15 protein-coding genes are annotated in these 18,211 nt (G+C 34.8%); 6 read left to right on the top strand and 9 right to left on the bottom strand.

What is annotated here, in order from left to right:
- Positions 1 to 105: 105 nt before the first annotated feature.
- The 3 genes from Q4496_RS02070 to Q4496_RS02060 form a co-directional block, all read right to left on the bottom strand.
- The gene (locus tag Q4496_RS02070) at positions 106 to 804 is read right to left on the bottom strand and encodes a M48 family metallopeptidase (protein ID WP_215971822.1); all 699 of its coding nucleotides are present in this window, start codon (positions 802 to 804) and stop codon (positions 106 to 108) included.
- 248 nt (positions 805 to 1,052) lie between these two features.
- Positions 1,053 to 2,039 carry an MDR family oxidoreductase gene (locus Q4496_RS02065; RefSeq protein WP_303609852.1) on the bottom strand — a complete coding sequence of 329 codons (987 nt, stop codon included), beginning with the start codon at positions 2,037 to 2,039 and terminating at the stop codon, positions 1,053 to 1,055.
- A gap of 44 nt (positions 2,040 to 2,083) precedes the next feature.
- Positions 2,084 to 2,716, bottom strand: coding sequence for a TetR/AcrR family transcriptional regulator (locus Q4496_RS02060; protein ID WP_215971824.1), 633 nt, complete (start codon positions 2,714 to 2,716; stop codon positions 2,084 to 2,086).
- Between the two features lie 190 nt (positions 2,717 to 2,906).
- On the opposite strand from Q4496_RS02060, the gene Q4496_RS02055 reads away from it, so the two are divergent.
- A complete protein-coding gene (locus Q4496_RS02055; RefSeq protein WP_215971825.1) occupies positions 2,907 to 3,932 on the top strand; it encodes a zinc-binding alcohol dehydrogenase family protein in 1,026 nt (341 codons plus the stop codon).
- Between the two features lie 40 nt (positions 3,933 to 3,972).
- Here Q4496_RS02055 and Q4496_RS02050 read toward each other — a convergent pair whose 3' ends face one another.
- The gene (locus Q4496_RS02050) at positions 3,973 to 6,057 is read right to left on the bottom strand and encodes an EAL domain-containing protein (RefSeq protein WP_303609851.1); all 2,085 of its coding nucleotides are present in this window, start codon (positions 6,055 to 6,057) and stop codon (positions 3,973 to 3,975) included.
- A 443-nt stretch (positions 6,058 to 6,500) separates the two neighbouring features.
- Between Q4496_RS02050 and Q4496_RS02045 the strand changes: the two genes are divergently transcribed.
- A complete protein-coding gene (locus tag Q4496_RS02045) occupies positions 6,501 to 7,460 on the top strand; it encodes an AraC family transcriptional regulator (protein ID WP_303609850.1) in 960 nt (319 codons plus the stop codon).
- Positions 7,461 to 7,705: 245 nt separating this feature from the next.
- On the opposite strand, the gene Q4496_RS02040 is transcribed toward Q4496_RS02045, so the two are convergent.
- Complete coding sequence (locus Q4496_RS02040; RefSeq protein ID WP_215971828.1) at positions 7,706 to 8,494, bottom strand: hypothetical protein; 789 nt, start codon at positions 8,492 to 8,494, stop codon at positions 7,706 to 7,708.
- A 272-nt stretch (positions 8,495 to 8,766) separates the two neighbouring features.
- Between Q4496_RS02040 and Q4496_RS02035 the strand changes: the two genes are divergently transcribed.
- Both Q4496_RS02035 and Q4496_RS02030 read left to right on the top strand, forming a co-directional pair.
- Entirely contained in the window at positions 8,767 to 9,351 is a 585-nt protein-coding gene (locus Q4496_RS02035) for a TetR/AcrR family transcriptional regulator (protein ID WP_215971829.1), read from the top strand.
- 193 nt (positions 9,352 to 9,544) lie between these two features.
- Entirely contained in the window at positions 9,545 to 10,156 is a 612-nt protein-coding gene (locus Q4496_RS02030; protein WP_215971830.1) for a phospholipid-binding protein MlaC, read from the top strand.
- 149 nt (positions 10,157 to 10,305) lie between these two features.
- Here Q4496_RS02030 and plsB read toward each other — a convergent pair whose 3' ends face one another.
- Positions 10,306 to 12,741 carry a glycerol-3-phosphate 1-O-acyltransferase PlsB gene (gene plsB / locus Q4496_RS02025; protein WP_303609849.1) on the bottom strand — a complete coding sequence of 812 codons (2,436 nt, stop codon included), beginning with the start codon at positions 12,739 to 12,741 and terminating at the stop codon, positions 10,306 to 10,308.
- 93 nt (positions 12,742 to 12,834) lie between these two features.
- Entirely contained in the window at positions 12,835 to 13,836 is a 1,002-nt protein-coding gene (locus tag Q4496_RS02020) for a GGDEF domain-containing protein (protein WP_303609848.1), read from the bottom strand.
- Between the two features lie 138 nt (positions 13,837 to 13,974).
- On the opposite strand from Q4496_RS02020, the gene Q4496_RS02015 reads away from it, so the two are divergent.
- Together Q4496_RS02015 and Q4496_RS02010 are read left to right on the top strand one after the other, a co-directional pair.
- Entirely contained in the window at positions 13,975 to 14,454 is a 480-nt protein-coding gene (locus tag Q4496_RS02015) for an NYN domain-containing protein (protein ID WP_303601190.1), read from the top strand.
- Between the two features lie 82 nt (positions 14,455 to 14,536).
- Positions 14,537 to 15,904, top strand: a complete 1,368-nt coding sequence (locus Q4496_RS02010) for a sodium:alanine symporter family protein (protein ID WP_303601191.1) — start codon at positions 14,537 to 14,539, stop codon at positions 15,902 to 15,904.
- A gap of 14 nt (positions 15,905 to 15,918) precedes the next feature.
- Here the strand turns inward: Q4496_RS02010 and Q4496_RS02005 are convergent, their stop codons facing one another.
- Entirely contained in the window at positions 15,919 to 16,998 is a 1,080-nt protein-coding gene (locus Q4496_RS02005) for an AraC family transcriptional regulator (RefSeq protein ID WP_215971835.1), read from the bottom strand.
- Complete coding sequence (locus tag Q4496_RS02000) at positions 16,998 to 18,071, bottom strand: diguanylate cyclase (protein WP_303609847.1); 1,074 nt, start codon at positions 18,069 to 18,071, stop codon at positions 16,998 to 17,000. The genes Q4496_RS02005 and Q4496_RS02000 overlap by 1 nt, the downstream gene beginning before the upstream one ends.
- Between the last annotated feature and the right edge of the window lie 140 nt (positions 18,072 to 18,211).

The raw sequence follows: 18,211 nt of genomic DNA, 5'->3' as shown, positions 1-18,211 counted from the left end.
AATAACATTATGTGCTATGGCAAAGTCGCGCTTTTTGAGTGATAGCTCAAAAAGCGTTCAGTGAGTTAGCATAATGCCATTATTACTTATTGATTCTTAGTTATGTTATTGGTTTTGTGCTAATAACATTTTAGCCCAGCCATAATCAGGGGTAATGTTTAATGCTAACTGCCAGTCTTGTTTTGCTAGTTCAACTTCACCTTTTTTCATATGAATAAGTCCACGCCAAGTATAGGTTTCAGCATGACCCCAATTATAGTTAGCATTTTTATCAGCGTTATTATACGCAGTGATAGCTTTGTCAAACGCCTGATAGGCTGCTTCGCGACTACCGCCAAACATTTCTGGCGTATTTAATTTACTAATACCGATAACGAGCTGTACTCTAGGGTTATTAGGCGCCAACGCTTCTGCTTCAGAGATTATGGCATTTGATTTTGGTCCATAATTTACGCCTTTCATCGGCTCTAGTGCAATTTTATAGCCGTAAACCTGTGCTAATAATGCTTTTACTTCTACATTATTAATGAATGATTCATTAAGTTGTTCAAGCAATTTAATTGCTTGATCTATTGCTGTTATCGCTAGTGCATTCTGCCCTTTTAGGTGTGCACTTAAACCAAGACGGTAATAGGCGAGTGCTTGGTCGTAGCCTGACACATTGGTTGCAATAGATTGTAATGTTGGGATATCTAATACGCTAGCAGCCTTTTCAATTTGATCAATGTCAGCCTGTGCTGCAACTGCGCTAAAAGACATTTGTAATGTTACTGCTAAAGTGATTAATGTTTTGTTGATGTTCATGTCATTCTCCTGTTTAGTTGACGTAGATAGTATTGGCTAAACGGTAGAATGATTGTAGAGAGTTTTGTCATCACATTGATGTGACAAATGTCATCAATTTTCAGTTGTGATGTTTCATCGTGATTAAGGTGATTGATTTTAGCTGTTTGTGTAATCTGTTTTATAAAGTATTGTGTAGCTGATAATGTTGTTATTGATCAGCTACACGTTTCTGATAAACCGCTATTAGTATTTTATAAGAATAGATTCTAATATTTGTTAAGATCTACTACGACACGACCACGTACTTTACCTGCTATTAAATCTTCAGCGACAGTAAGCGCTTCTGTTAAGGTGATATCAGTAGAAATATCATCAAAAACTGTCGGGTCTAAAATGTCAGCAAGGCGTTGCCATGCTTCTAGTCTATCTTCAATTGGGCGCATGACGCTATCAATACCGGCTAAAGTGACACCGCGTAAAATGAAAGGAGCCACTGTGGCAGGTAAATCCATACCCTGTGCTAAACCACATGCAGCAACAACACCGCCATATTTTGTGCTAGCGCAAACATTGGCTAAGGTATGACTGCCTGCAGAATCAATAGCTCCAGCCCATCGTTCTTTGGCTAATGGACGACCAGGCTCAGATAAAGTATTTCGATCAATAACTTCGGATGCTCCTAGTTTCTCTAAATACTGTGCTTGGTCAACTCGTCCTGTAGAAGCAACCACTTTATAGCCAAGTTTAGCTAATATCGCCACTGAGAAACTACCAACTCCGCCGTTAGCGCCAGTGACCAAAATTTCACCTTTATCAGGTGTTATACCGTGTTTTTCAAGTGCTATAACGCAAAGCATCGCAGTGTAGCCAGCAGTACCAATCGCCATTGCTTGATGCGGTGAAAACGCTTTAGGTAAAGGTATTAACCATTCACTTTTTAAGCGTGCTTTTTGTGCTAAACCGCCACAGTGAGTCTCTCCCACACCAAAACCATTGAGTATAACGGCATCGCCTATCTTGAATTTTTCACTGTTACTGTGCGTGACTGTACCAACTAGATCAACCCCTGGGATCATAGGGAACTTTCTTACTACCGGTGATTTTCCTGTAATGGCTAAAGCATCTTTATAATTAAGGGTGCTGTGTGAAACATTAACAGTAACATCACCTTCAGGTAATATACTCTCATTAATGCTTTTCACTGCTGCTTGATAATTGCCGTCATTCTTTTCAATTAAAATACCGCTGAACATGGTTTTCTCCTTATTTAGACTGATCGTCTATAAAATGGTAAATTTTATCTCGGTAAACTCGAGATAAAACAATTAAAATAGTTATCTAAAGGTTGGGTGCTTTGTACTAGTTTTGATCGGCTGACCGCTCCTTCCCAACCAACCCAAAAAAATTCGGCGAGTAATTCACAATCAGCTGCTGCTGATAGTTGATCTTCTGTTTTCGCTATTGTTAAACATTGTGCTACGCGGTGTTGCCAAGAATGAAGTATGTCAACTAACTGTTCTCTATAGCTTTCGGGTAATAAATCGACTTCTTGACCTAAATTACCAACCAAGCAACCGCGTTTAAAATTATGGCGGATCATGCCTATTTTCGCATCTTCTACAAAATTACTTATGCGCTTTAAAGCCGGGTATGATTCATCTAATAAACAAGTATCGAGCTTGTTGGCAAAATACTTTGCATAGTTATCTATAACAGCCTGACCAAACGCTTCTTTACTGGCAAAATAATGATAAAAAGAGCCTTTAGGTACTTTCACCTTTTTTAAAATTTTATCAATACCAGATGAAGCAAAGCCATTTTCAGTTAATTGCTCAAGTCCACTACGGATTAACTCCGCTTTAGTATCTCTATTTTTATGAGACGCTTTTGGCGGTCTACCACGACGTGGTTTGGTTGTTGGTATATTCATTTATATTGTATTTATCTCGATGTTACTTATTTTTATATAATAGACCGGTCGTCTATTTAATTGCAAGTGATTTACTGTTACTATTTTATTTCAGCTATTTTTTAGTAGTTTTTAATATTTTATAGGATCTTTAATCTGTTTAGTATAAGTTCAGTATCAATGCTAATTACAAACGTATCGGAGAATAACCATGAAAGCCATTGGCTATGAAAAATCTTTACCTATCAGCGAACTTGCTTCTTTAGTCGATATTGAGATGCAACAACCAACGGCTTCAGGGCATGATTTATTGGTACGTGTTAAATCAATTGCAGTTAATCCTGTTGATTGTAAAATTCGTCAAAATGTGTCTCCTGAGGGTAGTGAATATAAAGTTATTGGTTGGGATGCTGTGGGTGAAGTCGTTGGTGTAGGCGAGTTAGTAACTCACTTTAAGCTCGGTGATAGTGTGTTTTATGCAGGCGATTTAAATCGTCAAGGTTGTAATGCAGAATATCAACTAGTTGATGAGCGTATTGTGGGTAATAAACCTAAAAGTTTATCTGATAGTGAAGCTGCCGCCTTACCATTAACATCTATTACTGCTTGGGAGTTATTATTTGAGCGTTTAGCAATTAAACAGCAACAACCTGATAATAAAGATAAATCTAAGGATGTTCTTTTGATTGTTGGTGCTGCAGGTGGTGTTGGCTCGATTTTAGTACAATTAGCGAGTGTTTTAACTGGCGCTACTGTAATTGCTACGGCTTCTCGTGATAGCTCTGCAGAATGGGTGAAAAAACTGGGAGCTGATCATGTTGTTGACCACTCAAAACCGTTAGTTGCACAAATTGAACAATTGAATATTGGGCAAGTAACCCATGTTGCTAGCTTAACTCATACGGATTCATACATGGATAGTTATGTAGAAATGTTAGCGCCAATGGGAAGAATAGCTTTAATTGATGATCCACAATCTGTCGATATTAAAAAACTTAAACCGAAAAGCTTGTCATTACACTGGGAATTTATGTTTACTCGTTCTATGTTTCAAACAGAGGATATCAATGAGCAACATAATTTACTGAATAGTATTGCTGAGTTAATTGATCAAGGCTATCTCCAAACTACAGTAGGTAAGCACCTAGGCGGGATTAATGCGACAAATTTACGTGCTGCGCATGCAGATATTGAATCAGGAAAATCAATAGGGAAGATAGTGCTAGAAGGTTTTTAGTTCTTGACGATGGCATTCTAGTTTGGCTAGCTTTCCATCTTTAACAATATTCATTAATGATGTTAAAGTCTTGAATAAACTCATTAAATGCTAGGTGATCTAAAGGTTTTGATAGTAAATACCCTTGAATGAAATCGCAATGTAGCTCTTTTAATATATTTAATTGGGCCATTGTTTCAACACCTTCGGCTACGACTTTATAGCCCAATTTGTGCGACATAGAGATAATAGATTCAACAATTATTCTGTTGGATTTGTCTTTTGTATCTATAAGATTAATAAAAGTTCTATCAATTTTAATCGTGTCTATTTCAAGTTGCGTTAAATAATTTAATGAAGCAAAGCCTGTTCCAAAGTCATCAATAGCTATCTGTATTCCCATACGTCTTAAACTAGATAAAACATTTTTAACTTTTTCAAAATCTTCAATCAAGCAAGTTTCCGTAATTTCTATTTCAATCTGGTTTAGCGATAGGCTAGATGAAGTAATGTAATTGATGAAATCACTTTGAAAGTTATCGTCTAGCAAAACCATTGGTGAGACATTAACTGAAATTATGAAGTTGCTAGGGAGTTGCATGCTGGCTATTGACTTGAATGTAGTCAAAAATAAATGAGATGAGAGTTGATTAATTCGATATTTTTTTTCTGCTATTTCAATGAAAATTTCAGGTGATACATATTCTCCACTAGATCGTTGCCAGCGAGCGAGAGACTCACAGCCAACAATATGACCTGAAGATAAATCTAACTTGGCTTGAAAATAAGGAATAATTTTTCTTTCGTTGATGGCACTAATAAATTCTTCTTCTAATTCATTGTTTTCTTGGAAGGTTTTTCCTAGGCGATCATTATATAGTGCGTAATCTGTACCGCCGTTTTGTTTCACATGATACATGGCGATATCTGCATTTGCGATTAATGTACTAACATCCATACCATCGCTTGGAAAAGAACTAATTCCGGCACTCAACGTAACAAAAAAATCATTTGAATCAATTTCAATAGCGAAATCAGAAAGCGTGATAATTCGTTGAATTTTATTTTTAATCATCGTAAGTGTTTGGTTAGTATCAAAAACAATTAAAAATTCATCGCCACTCATCCTACCTAAAATATCTTTATCATCAATACAGTTTCTAACACATTGAATTATTTTAATAATTATTTGATCGCCAAAAGCGTGTCCTTTGGTGTCATTTATTATTTTGAAATTATCAATATCAATAAAGGCAAGTGAAAAAGTACTATTTTCACTTGTAGCAGTCAGAATTTTATCTTCCAGTAAATTTAGTAAAAAACTACGATTAGGAAAGCCTGTTAATGAGTCAAAATTGGCTTGTTTTTGAATGGTATCTTCATACTCTAATAGTGCAGTTGAGTCCGAAAATAATCCTATAAAGTTTACTATTTCATTATTTTCATTCTTAATAACACTTATACTTAGTGTTTTTGAATAATAGTCACCAGACTTTTTCTTATCCCAAATATTGCCACGCCAAAAGCCTTTATCGTTTATAGATCGCCACATTTGTTGATAAAAGCTTTTACCTTGAATGCCTGATTTCATAAAACCTGAATTTTGCCCAATAGCTTCTTTTTTTGTATACCCGGTAATTTTGCAAAAAGCAGGATTCACATCAATAATAATATTCTTATGGTCTGTAATCATAATTGCGTCAGTTGTATTATGCTGAACCGACTCTGCTACTTTTAGCTTTTTATATTGATTATAGTGTGTTGGAATACTTCTCCAGAGTACATGTAAAAACCGCTCGTTATTGTGGTAAATAGCGGTTAATTTAACTTCTACAGGAAATACTTCTTTATTTGCGTTTATATGCCACCAATCGAATTTATGCTCTTCATTATCATAAGCTTTTTCTATAATGCTTTTAGACTTTTCGGTTGATCTCATTCCACAAGGCTGTGTTTTAGGTGAAATGTCGGCAGGAGATATTGGAAAAATATTATCAGTATTTACCCAGCCAAGCATTTGTTGAGAGGCTTTATTACAGGCGATAAAATGATTATCTTTGATTAACAGCATCGCATCTGATGATTGTTCAAATAATTGTTTATATAGACTGGTATCGTTCAATAATTTTTTACCATTGAATAACATTTCATTGCCCCATTTTAAATGTACTTCATATGCGACCGACTATTCATATTTATTCCATTAACTATTTGTCATTTGAAATATTTTTTGATGTGCAAGGAGCTAAACATGAGTTGAACAGAAAATCACAACATCTAAATCTTCTTGATTTCTATCATCAAGTTATCAAGCATAAATCTATAAATCATTGTTTTTTTTGTGGTTTAATTTTTGTTTTCGTATTGTGGATATACAAAATTGGTTATGTTTTCAATGAAGGTGATGTGGGTTGTATAATTTTATTGGGATAACAGTAGTTTTGTGCTGAGGAGCACCTTATTTATTCTTATTAAACCTTATAATTTGTCAAGGTATTGTGCGTAAAATGTATACTGGCTGCTGTTGACTTAGTTAGGCTATATGGATAGTTTCTTAGTACAAAATTTAAGTAACTATAATTAACCAATGTGACAGATTTAGAGTTTTATTCCATCGATGAGTACCGTAAAGTACTTATAAATATGGACGTATATGCCACCCAACTATCCCCAGGAATTTTTTCGTGTCAGCAGCGACAATTTGAATTACCTAAAGTAATAATAAGTGATAAGTTTATTAACACTTCTGTACAATTTCATGCTCGAATAACAGAAGATTGTTTTTATATTGTTATCCCCTATAAAGGAGCTACTGGCCTACTTGTAAATGGTAAAGGTTTTTTAGCTAATCAACCTTTAGTTTTTAAACAGGGTCAAGAAATCTTGACTAGGATTCCTAAGCATTATCCTAAATATTATGTGGTTATTATCTCTTCAGAAGAATTGGCTAGTTATTACGGTAGTGAAAATTTAAGTATTTTAAAAGAGGTACTTGACTATCAGTATTTTGATAGGCAAGGTTTTTCTAGTAATATCAATACATTAAATAATTTAAGTCATACAATTGATAGTTTACTTAATAATAGACATATACTCAATTATCAATCGGTTATAGATGCACAAGAAACTATTATTCACTTATTATGTGATTTATTATCACTAAGCTCAACCAATCTGACTATCTCTAGTATCAGGAAACCCCGACAATTTGAAATTGTTAGTCGAGCATTAAATTATATGCACAAAACTAATGATTTTAAGATGACAATTCCTGAGTTGGCAAAAGCCAGTTTTTGTTGCGTTCGCACCTTGGAGTATAGTTTTAAGCAAATTATTGGTATGACACCGAAACAATATATAATTACACGTAGGCTACAGCAAATTCATATAACGTTAAAAGAAGATAAAACAAAAACGATTGCTGAGTTGACCAAAAGTTATGGGATTGTCAATCAAGGTCGATTTGCACAAGACTATTTTAAATTTTTTAATGAATATCCCAGTGATACTAAAAAGCAATCACAGGTCGTTGATTATTCTGGACAGTAAAACTGAAAAATATGGCTTTTACATAATGAGTACAAAAGGTATCTTCAAAGAATAAAGTAGGCACAGTTAAGTGCTATTAGCATTGTTAATATTAAATTTGGCGTATTTACAACTAGTTTTTAATTGCTGTATTTACGATAAAAGTAATTTTATTTAGTAAAATAAGAATTAGTATTACTCATTTTTCTTCTGTAAGAGCAAGCACAACCCGTTAAAATAAAGTTTAACGGATTGTTAAAAACTCTTTATAAGTTTAATAAATAAGATTGAATAAATTGACGTTGATTAGGGGCTTTAGGTGCTGTTTTGAATGTTAGAGTCTTACCGTTTTGACGCAGTTTTAACTGATCAGTAAATTGACATTCAATAGCATCAATATGAGCGATATCATTTTTAAAGCCTTGATTGTTTTCACACATATCTGCCATTTCAGTAGCTACCTGTGCGCAAAATGAACCTACAGCGTAATCTTTTAATGTATCATCATTAATGGCTTTCCAATCAACAGCTGTTTCTATTTTTAAGCCGCACTGTTTAACAATTTCGTTATTAGCCGCAGCGATTTTTTTCTGTTGATAACCTAAGTGTTTTTCGCGATTAAAATTAGCTAACGTAGCTTGAATATTTTGGCTTAATTGTTGTTCATATTGGGCTTTTAAACCTGCAACTATGCCAGGATCTGACTTTTCTTTTTGTGATAAGTAGGTGCCATCTCGTGTTTCTGGTATATAAAGAGTATAAGAGCAACAACGATAGCCTTCACTCACAGTGACTAAGCTACGCTCAGAACCGTCATAAGTATATTTGTATGCCTTGTTGCTACCATGAGGTTTAAAATCGGTTAAAAATGTAATGTCATCAATTTCATGATTAATACCAGTTACTTTTATTAGCGCTTGTTTGTTGTCTTTTGTCGGTGCAATAATAACATTAACACCATCACCCGAGCTAAGTTCTATTGGATATTTAGCAAGCTCTAATGCAAAGCTGTTAGATGACAAAAGTAGGCAGGTTATCAATAGTATTTTTTTCACAATTAATCCTTTAAGTATATATTTTGTCAGTTTATAACATTGATAATAAGAGATTAAAAGCGCTATATGCTCTGCAACTTGATATATTTTTAATACTTGTGTTTTATTGGTAAAACTCTGATTTTGTCGTAGTACTGTGAACTTCTCCAACTAATATCATAGTTTTCTATCATTCTAAAAAATAACTACCGTATTACATCTTTCTTGCAACAGACCAATCGGTTTGTTAATATCCAGTGGTTAACAAATTATCAATATTAAGAGCCGTAATCATGAGCGATGCTGAACAAACACGTGAAAAAATACTTACTGTAGCTGCTGATGAAATTCACCTACATGGCTTTCAAGCAACTGGCTTGTCTACCATCATTAATCGTTGTGGGATATCGAAAGGTGCTTTGTATTATCATTTCACTAATAAGCTTGAATTGGGTTATGCCGTTTTTGAAGAGAAATATATACCTATTTTTTTAGATACTTGGCAACCGGCATTGAGTCATGAAGACCCAATTGAAGGTTTGTGTGATTTTTTTATGTCAATGTGTGATGCTATGGTGTGTAGTGAAGCTGTTTGCGGTTGCCCATTGAATAACCTTTGTGAAGAAATGGCAAATGTTGATGAAGGTTTTCGTTTACGCATATTAACAATGCAAGAAAAGCTCAATCAACTAATGGTTGAGTCTTTAGGGCGAGTAAAAAGTGATTTGCGCGATAATATAACATTAACCCAAGTTGCTTATTTTATTGTCGCCACTTTTTATGGTGCGACAACCTTATGTAAAGGTTCACGCAATAAATCTTTATTTCAACAAGTGATGTTAGAACTTTGTGTTTATATTCGTGCGTTGAGAAAGTAGTTCAACGCTCAACATGTTTAGACATTAATAATATTTTTCATCTTTTCTCGCATAAATTTCAAAAATAGTACAAATAAATAGTTACAAACCGATCGGTCGGTGATATTCTTCGCTCATTGAATATACCGAACGGTCGGTTTGTGGTTGAGTGTAGCTACAAAATTAAATTAATAGAGTTTTTCAGGAGCAGAAAATGCAACGTATAGTAAATTCCATAGTGATATTTTTAGTAATATTTTCTATGTCAACCTTATCTTATGGAATGGATCAATCTTCACCTTATGTTATTTTGGAGAAGGTGGGCGATAAACTATTTAATCGCATTGCGGCTAGCCAGCAGGAAATTATAAAGTCGCCTGAAGTAATGCAAAATATTGTTGAAGAAGAGTTGATGCCATCAATAGATTATAGATATGCGTCATATCGTATTTTGGGCAAGCATTTGAAGAACACCACTAAAGAGCAGAGAGAGCAATTCGTTGATTCTATGCGTAGCTATTTATCAAGAACTTATGCAACAGCTTTGATGCAATATAAAAATCAAGAAATTGTATTTGAACCTGAAAAGTCAGTTGTAGGGAAAAAAATTGTAGGGATTAAAGTGCAAATAGTTGAGTTAAATAGTCCGACAATTGATGTTATTTTTAAAATGCGAAAAAATAAAAAAACAGGTGAATGGAAAGCATTTGATATGGTAGTTGAGGGTATTTCTCTGTTAAGCAGTAAACAAGCAGAATTAAGTAATAAGATTGCTAAAGAAGGTATAGAACAAGTATCAACAGAGCTAGGGACAATTGCCGAGTAAAGTTAAAGGGTGCTAACCGAACTCTATTTTGCATAGGCTGTTAACTAAACTTTATATAGTTAGATTAACTTTCACTCCTAACCAGCACTAGGTCTGTACTGCTAAGCTAAATAACTCAATTAAGTTATTTAGCTTAAGATCATTTATGATTATCTCGCAATACTCTGTAAAACTTCAATCGAGACTAAATTAGTAATTGACGTTTTAAGTTCTGTCATATTAGGACATACAACGAGTAATCCATCATCATTTAATGCTAAATAACCTTGCTCACGCAAAGTATTTATTAAGGTTGATTGAGACTTTTTATCAATAAATTCAGGTGCTGTAATATTATTTAAAACGGCTAAACGTTTGGCAATAGCGACAACTTTTTCTTCTAATTCTCGTCTTGTTAATGGCGCTAATCGTGTTGCTAAAGAAGTAATGATCGCGAGGCGTTGTATGCTTTCATCAATACATTCAGCCATTAAGTGAATTTGATTTAGTAACTCTGTATCTTCTGTTAATGCCCAAAAATTTGATTCTGTGTGCTTAATTACACCATTACTTTCTAGAGTGGTTAGCAGCTCTTTAACTTGTACGGTAATTTGTTCAGGTGTTTGCCATAAGAACAAATCTTCTTTCAATGTTGTTAATAAGTTGATGCTTTGGCTAACTATTTGCTCGTTAGATATTCTACTATTATGCGTTAGTAATCGGCATATTAACGAACTTAGTGCGTAGGTGTGTAAAATATTATTGCGGTAATAGCGCATTTCTAGGCTGGCAGAGCTGTCTAAAGAAATAATCGTACCAAAGCTATCTTCAGAAATAGTTACTTTATTGAGCGATATTACATGGGCAAGTAAGTCGGCTCCATTTTCTTCTGGTATGGTCAGTTCTTTACTAAAAGGCGCTTCTCGTTGAATCTTGAGAAAGAAATCTAAGTGTTTTTCTAAATCATGTTTTGCAAGCGCTTTGTTCTCACTGGCATGCAAAATTAATGCGACTAGGGCAACACCATTAAGTGCAGCACACTGGTTAATGTTAGTCATTAACTGGTTTGAAATATCGTTTACCGTTGGCGTTAACCAATTGGGTTTCTGTGGATCGATAGGATCTATCGCATCTTTCCAGTGCGGTACTTGTTCCGTTAAATAATTATTAATATTAATGGGTTCGCCAAAATTAACATAGCCATTACCGTAATTTCGTAAATTTTTAATGGCTTTAAGTACACCTAAGATCGATTCATTTTTCTTTTCACTACCACTTAATTCCTTATGGTAAGTACCAACTTCCATGACATGTTCATAACCTAAATAGACCGGCACTAACGTTAATGGGCGATCAATACCGCGTAATAAGCTTTGAATGGTCATGGCTAACATGCCTGTTTTAGGTGGTAATAGTCGTCCTGTACGACTACGGCCGCCTTCGGTGTAATATTTAACAGCATAACCTCGTTCAAAAAGTAAGCCTAAATATTCACGGAAAATAGTGGAATACAAACGGTTGCCAGCAAAACTTCTGCGAATAAAGAATGCACCACCTTTTCTGAAAATAGCGCCAGCTGGCCAGAAATTTAGATTAATACCTGCCGCAATACGTGGCATTACTAAGCCTTCTTGAATAATAACGTAAGAAAGTAGTAGGTAATCCATATGACTGCGATGACAGGGAACATAAATAATCTCATGACCGTCTTGTGCTAATTTTCTTAAGACTTGGGAATTATTTACTTTTATATCTGTATATAATCGGCCCCATAACCAACGTAAGATTCTTTCGCCTAGGCGTACTAATGACACACTATAATCGCCAGCTATTTCTTCCATCATCGCCAAAGCTTGTTTTTTTACTTTTTCAGGGCTGATGTTTTTATTTTTTGCTTCGTCTTTAATTATTCGTTTTATTGAGGGATTAGCGAATAAAGCCGTAAACATTTGCTCGCGATGAATCAGTCTTGGGCCTTTAGCTGCTATGTTTTGACGATGGAAGTGGAAACGGGCAACACGTAGTAATTTATGGGCGGTATCTTTATCGTTTCCGTGGTTGTCAGACATATTTCGTAAAGACAGTACTTCACTAAAGCGTATTAAATTATCACGACCTAAAAATAGCACGATAAAAAACTTTCTCAGCCAAGTTGGAGAAGCTTGCTCTGCCAATAATGAAGACACATTCGCATTATTTTTTTCTTTGGTAGGAATACGTCCCCAAATAAGATTTACTGGAATAAGCTGACCATCAAGGGTTTTATCAATGTGGTGTTCATTTAATATGGCTAACCCTTGCTGTAATGCTTGCGTTTTTCTACGTTTGAATCCGAAAAGTGACGTAGGTTTTGCCAAACATATAGTACGTTCGAAGAACTTATTGTTTATTTTTATTTTGCTTAAAGGATCAGGTAAGTTTTGATCTTTACATGCTTTTTGTAGTGCTAATAAATCACTAGCAGATTGATGGCTAACAATATAAAAAATAGGCTGAGTAGGTGTTTCAACGGCTGTTTCGGCATCTAATACAATTTTGCTGCGTAAGAATAAACGAAGGGGAAACTTTAATAATAAATAAAAAAAAGAACGTAAAACAGATGTCATGACTGCTACTATTAATTGTGTAGGAAATTCAGAGGCGCCAGTTTAACATTTATACTTAAACCAGTTCAAGATAACGCTGATGAACTCGTAGTTTTATGCGCAAATACAGCGATTTCTTCCTGATTTTTTAGCTTGATAAAGAGCATTATCAGCTTCTTTAAATAGGCTTGACCAATCGGAGGCATTATTATTTTGTGCGATACCGATAGAAACAGAAATTGGGGGGAGGGGCTCGTTTGTTTCTCGGTGAATTAATTTTACTTTCTCAATGGAAATACGAATTTTTTCTGCTACGTCTTCTGCTTCAATAATCGATTTGTTAGTCATCACTACTAAGAACTCTTCTCCGCCAAAACGTACAGCAAGATCTTCTTCAGTAAGGTTATTTTTAATAATTTTAGCGATGCGCTGTATAACTTTATCACCGATAAAATGACCAAAATTATCATTTATCTTTTTAAAGTGATCTATGTCGATAACAAGTGATGAATGTGTTTGAGTAAAATCCAAGGCTTGTAGTTTATCATCACAACCACGGCGATTTAATAAACCAGTTAAGGAATCTATTAATGCTTCCTGTCTTGATGATTCAAGCTTTTGTTTTAATTGGTTAATTTCTTGCTGAGTTGTTGATAGTTTCTTTGACAATTCGTGGTGTTGCTCTTTGGTATTATTAATTGTGTCAGATAGATAACTCACTATGTTTTTAAGTGATTTATGATGTTTATTTTCCGACAAAATAATTTTTAGTTTATGTAGGCTGGTGGTTACTTTATCTTCATTGCCTACCTGTAAACTTATCTGTTCTAAGGTACTGCTTAATACTTCTTCAAAAGGCGATATTACCGTACTATCAATTTGCTCGCTAAAAGAAACAAAACGTTTAAATAAATCTGCTAGAAAGTCAGCCATGATAGGTGTATTTTGCTTGATTTTTTGATCTATTGCTGCCGTTAATAGTTCATTTTCATTACTAATATAAAGGTAGATTACGGCATAATTTGCTGGTGTAGGTGGAATTAAATGGTTTGAAAGAAAGTCATGAGTAAGTTCACTAAAATTAGATGAAACTTGATAGTTATTGTCGAAAGGCATACCTTATTCCTAAACCATGTGCTAATTTGTTGTAACCTTGTTTGTACTTTAACGTTATATTGTAACAGTAACAAGTGTTTATGTTATTTTACTGGTTGATTTGTAAACTAATTTAATTAACGTCTTAAAGGAAATGTTTTGCAAAAAATTGCTATTTTTGTTGATGTACAAAATATTTATTATACCACTAGAGATAGCTATCATCGGCAATTTAACTACCGATTACTATGGCAAGAATTAATGGCGCAAGGCGATATAGTGCAAGCAAGTGCTTATGCTATTCAACGTAGCGACGATCAACAGCATAAATTTCAAAAAGCGCTAAAACATATTGGCTTTGATGTAAAACTAAAGCCCTTTATTCAACGTAGTGATGGCTCAGCTAAAGGGGATTGGGATGTTGGTATTACGATTGACGTCTTGACGGCAGCGGCAAGCGGAGGTATTGATACGGTGGTGTTATTATCTGGCGATGGTGATTTTGATTTGCTATTAAAACATATTAGAACAGAATTTTCTGTTAAAACAATTGTCTATGGTGTGCCTAATTTAACCGCTAATTCACTAATTAATGCTGCAGATGCATACCATGAAATAGATCAAAGTTTGTTACTATAGCGTGTAAGTAAAGTGGAATCTCCCTGATATAAAAACTATTAATTAACTTAATCAAATTAAACTAAAATAAAATCAATTATATATGACTGAATTAACTAACTTCCTTGGCAATGTTGCAGCTTTTATGTGGGGGTTGCCCCTTGTTATTTTACTCGTGGGAGGAGGCATTTTTTTTGTATTTCATAGTCGCTTTTTACCTTATCGGTATTTAAAGCACGCTGTTGAAATAACATCAGGTAAATTCTCAGCCGAAGAAAAAGCACCTGGCGATTTAACACACTTTCAAGCGTTAACAGTTGCCTTATCAGGTACTTTGGGATTAGGAAATATTGCTGGTGTGGCTGTTGCTATTACTATTGGTGGTGCAGGCGCGATTTTTTGGATGTGGATAACCGCGCTTGTTGGCATAGCAACAAAATTTTATACCGCAACTTTAGCGGTAAAGTATAGAGGATTAGATCGCAGTGGTCGCATTCAGGGTGGCCCTATGTATGTCATTCGGGAAGGGTTAGGCAAAAAATGGTTACCTTTAGCTTGGTTGTTTTGCTTAGGAGGAATGTTTGGTGCTTTACCTATTTTTCAAATAAACCAGTTGGTACAAGTGCTACGCGATGTTGTCGCTATTCCTCATGGCTTTGCTAGCGCGAATGAACATTTTACTTTTGATTTAGTAACAGGATTATTTCTTTGTATTTTAATTACTTATATTGTTATGGGGAAGTTACAACGGTTAGCTAAAATTACCAGTAGTGTCATCCCAACTATGGTTATTTGTTATTTTATTTTAACATTAGGGGTATTAGTTATGAACTTCTCTGCTATTCCTAGTGCGTTTGCTTCGATCTTTGTCGGTGCTTTTAGTGGCTCATCAGTGGCCGGTGGCTTTATTGGCTCAGTGGTTTTAATTGGAGTGCAGCGAGGTGCTTTTTCTAATGAAGCGGGTATCGGTACTGAATCAATGGCGCATGGTGCTGCCAAAACAAATGAACCAACACGTGAAGGGCTAGTTGCTACACTTGGACCAATAGTTGATACCTTAATTGTCTGTACTTGTACTGCTTTAGCTATTTTAGTTACAGATATTGGAGATTTACAACTAACAGGTGTGAGTTTAACAGCACACGTATTTGAACAAGCATTTCCAAATATTGGCGGTTATCTATTAACGTTAGTGGTATTTTTTCTGAGTACAAGTACGGTGTTAACCTTTTGGTATTACGGCAGTAAATGTGCAGAGTTTTTATTGGGTAAACGCTTTGAGCAAGCTTATGTGTGGTTTTATCTTTGTTTAATTATTGTTGGTGCAGTGTCTTCACTCGCATTAGTTATTAATTTAATTGATATCATGTATGCGTTAATGGCTATTCCAACAATGATATCTACGGTGTTATTAGCACCTAAAGTTACTGAGCAAGCCAAAATTTATTTCGCAAAAAATATCAAAGAATAATTATTAGCTAACGTTTATGTTAACAGCGAATATTGTTCATTTTCTCTAAAAGCACTAGGCGTTAACCCGGTCCAGCGTTTAAAAGCTCTTCTAAAGTTTGGTATGTCATTAAACTTTAAGCTTGAGGCAATGCACTCATTACTTTGCTGGTTTTCTATTATTGCAAATACAGCATGTTGGCGGCGCATCTTATCTAGTAATTGTTGGAAATTGGTGTGATGTTGAGCAAGTTTACGCTTTAATGTAGCAGGACTCACTGAAAAGTATTGTGCGCAGCTTTGTAAACTAATATCTGTAGTAGCACTACACGACTTGCATGTATTATAAGTTAAATTACTATGGATAAACTGACATACAGCTTGTGTAAAACCTATATATACCTTATTTTTTTGATTGTTTTTTACTTCGGTTATAGCAAGTTTTTTTAATGATAAACTACAGTCATCAATAGAATGATAAAGCCATTTATCATCGATACTTAACATGGCAAGTGGTTGGTTGAAATAAGGTTTACTGCCAATATTTACATGATATTGCTCTATATGCTCAACTGTTTCATAAGGTAATCGGATGGTGACTGGAATTGATTCTCCGAAACGATACTTTAGTGCGCCCGTACAGGCACTCAATACAAATTCATAAAGAAAACGTTCTTGGTTATCGGTTAAAGAACCGATAGCGCTATTGAGTAGTAAATGTGTTTTTATTTCGTTGTTTCTACGACTTTTAATCAGTGTAAAAAATAAAAAGGGGAATAGTTGAAATTGGAATAACTGACACAGCTTTATCATGTGAGCAATGTTTTTACAGTTGAGTAAAGCTTGAGACAAAGCGCCCAATTGGCTGGAAAAATATTTACGCCCTAAAATAAAACTTAAATCGTCACGTTTGGTCAATTTTACAGCATTGTCGATAATAGTAAGAAATTCTTTCGTTGAAATTAGTGTGTTACTCATCGTTAAATCTGAATAGAAGCACTGAGTACCTTTTAAGACTCTATCAGGGTGTACGCCGCTTTGTTTGGCTAAATCAACTAAAGCTACCACAAATTGACGACAGAGAATAACATCATCATCTCGGTCGAAAGTTTTCATTAATTAACCATACACTTATTGGTCTGTTGTTTTAATTGAACCGGGTCTAAACCAATTATAGTATTTTGGGTTGCAGCGTTATCTCGTTGAGTTACTACATCTTCCTTAATTAGCTGTTGCTGGTGTAATCTTTGTTTAGTTATTCTCATACGCTCGTTCAACTGCTCTAAAGTCGTTAGGTGATCTTCCTTACCATTAAAGCTCATCACACAACTAGCGACATGCTGATAATTAGCTGTAGTAGAGGAGCCGACTTTAAAGGCTAAGTGCTCAATAGATTTTTCAATATGATGAGCAACTTGCTCAGCAGTTTTCGTGTCAGTATTTGGCATTAATACAATAAAACAATCACTTGCATATCTACAGGCTAAGTCATTATCTCGTAAGTTCATGAGAATAATTTGTGCAATTTCACGTAACAATATATTGCCTTGGTTATCACCATGTTTACGATTAAATTGATCAAATTGACGGATATCAATAAGCATTAAAGTGAATGTGAGCATTTGCTTTTGCGCATTTTTATCTAGGTTGTAGTCATTGAAATTTACATTTTTTGCGTTCACTATTTCGCGCTGCAATTGCGTTTTCATATATTTAGCGCTGTATAAACCGGTAACAAAATCAGTCAGGCTGTGGTCGCGATAATACCGCTCAGTTTTTCGCAGTTGTGTGTTAATGCTTACTTGTTCTAGGTGCCATTGGTATAGTGCGATAGACATAATTAGCATACCAATAGGCGCTGGCAGTGATTCAATAGTTGTTAGCCAAGTATTATCTTCAGGATAAAGTAAAAATTCATCAAGAAAGTCGAGTAACATCGAGATATGGGTGAGTGTTAATCCGGTGAAAAGTAAGTTAGTAACCTTTCCTGATGGACGACTAATTAATATAAAAAACACCCAAACAAGTGTTATTAAGGTTATACCTCCCTCGCCAAGTACATCAAAAAAATCAATGTTGGCATATGCTTTTAGTTCACCTAGTTGAAAAGTAAATGTGGCAACGCTAGCAATAGCCAAAAGCAAGACAATGAACAAGTAACGATGAAAGCTAAACAAATCTAAGTTCATAATCTTAGTGCTTTATGAGTTGTGATGAAGTGATTGTGTACACAAATATATCTACTTTTAACCAGAGTAGGGTCATTTTAGCTCAAACAAGTGACACTTTTATGACCGTTATTATGTTTATGGCATGAAAATAAGGGTAT

The organism is Colwellia sp. 5_MG-2023, from assembly GCF_030547795.1.
In the GTDB taxonomy this organism is placed as follows: domain Bacteria; phylum Pseudomonadota; class Gammaproteobacteria; order Enterobacterales; family Alteromonadaceae; genus Colwellia.
Note: the sequence above shows the minus strand (reverse complement) of the source record. Positions and strands in the feature narration are given on the sequence as shown.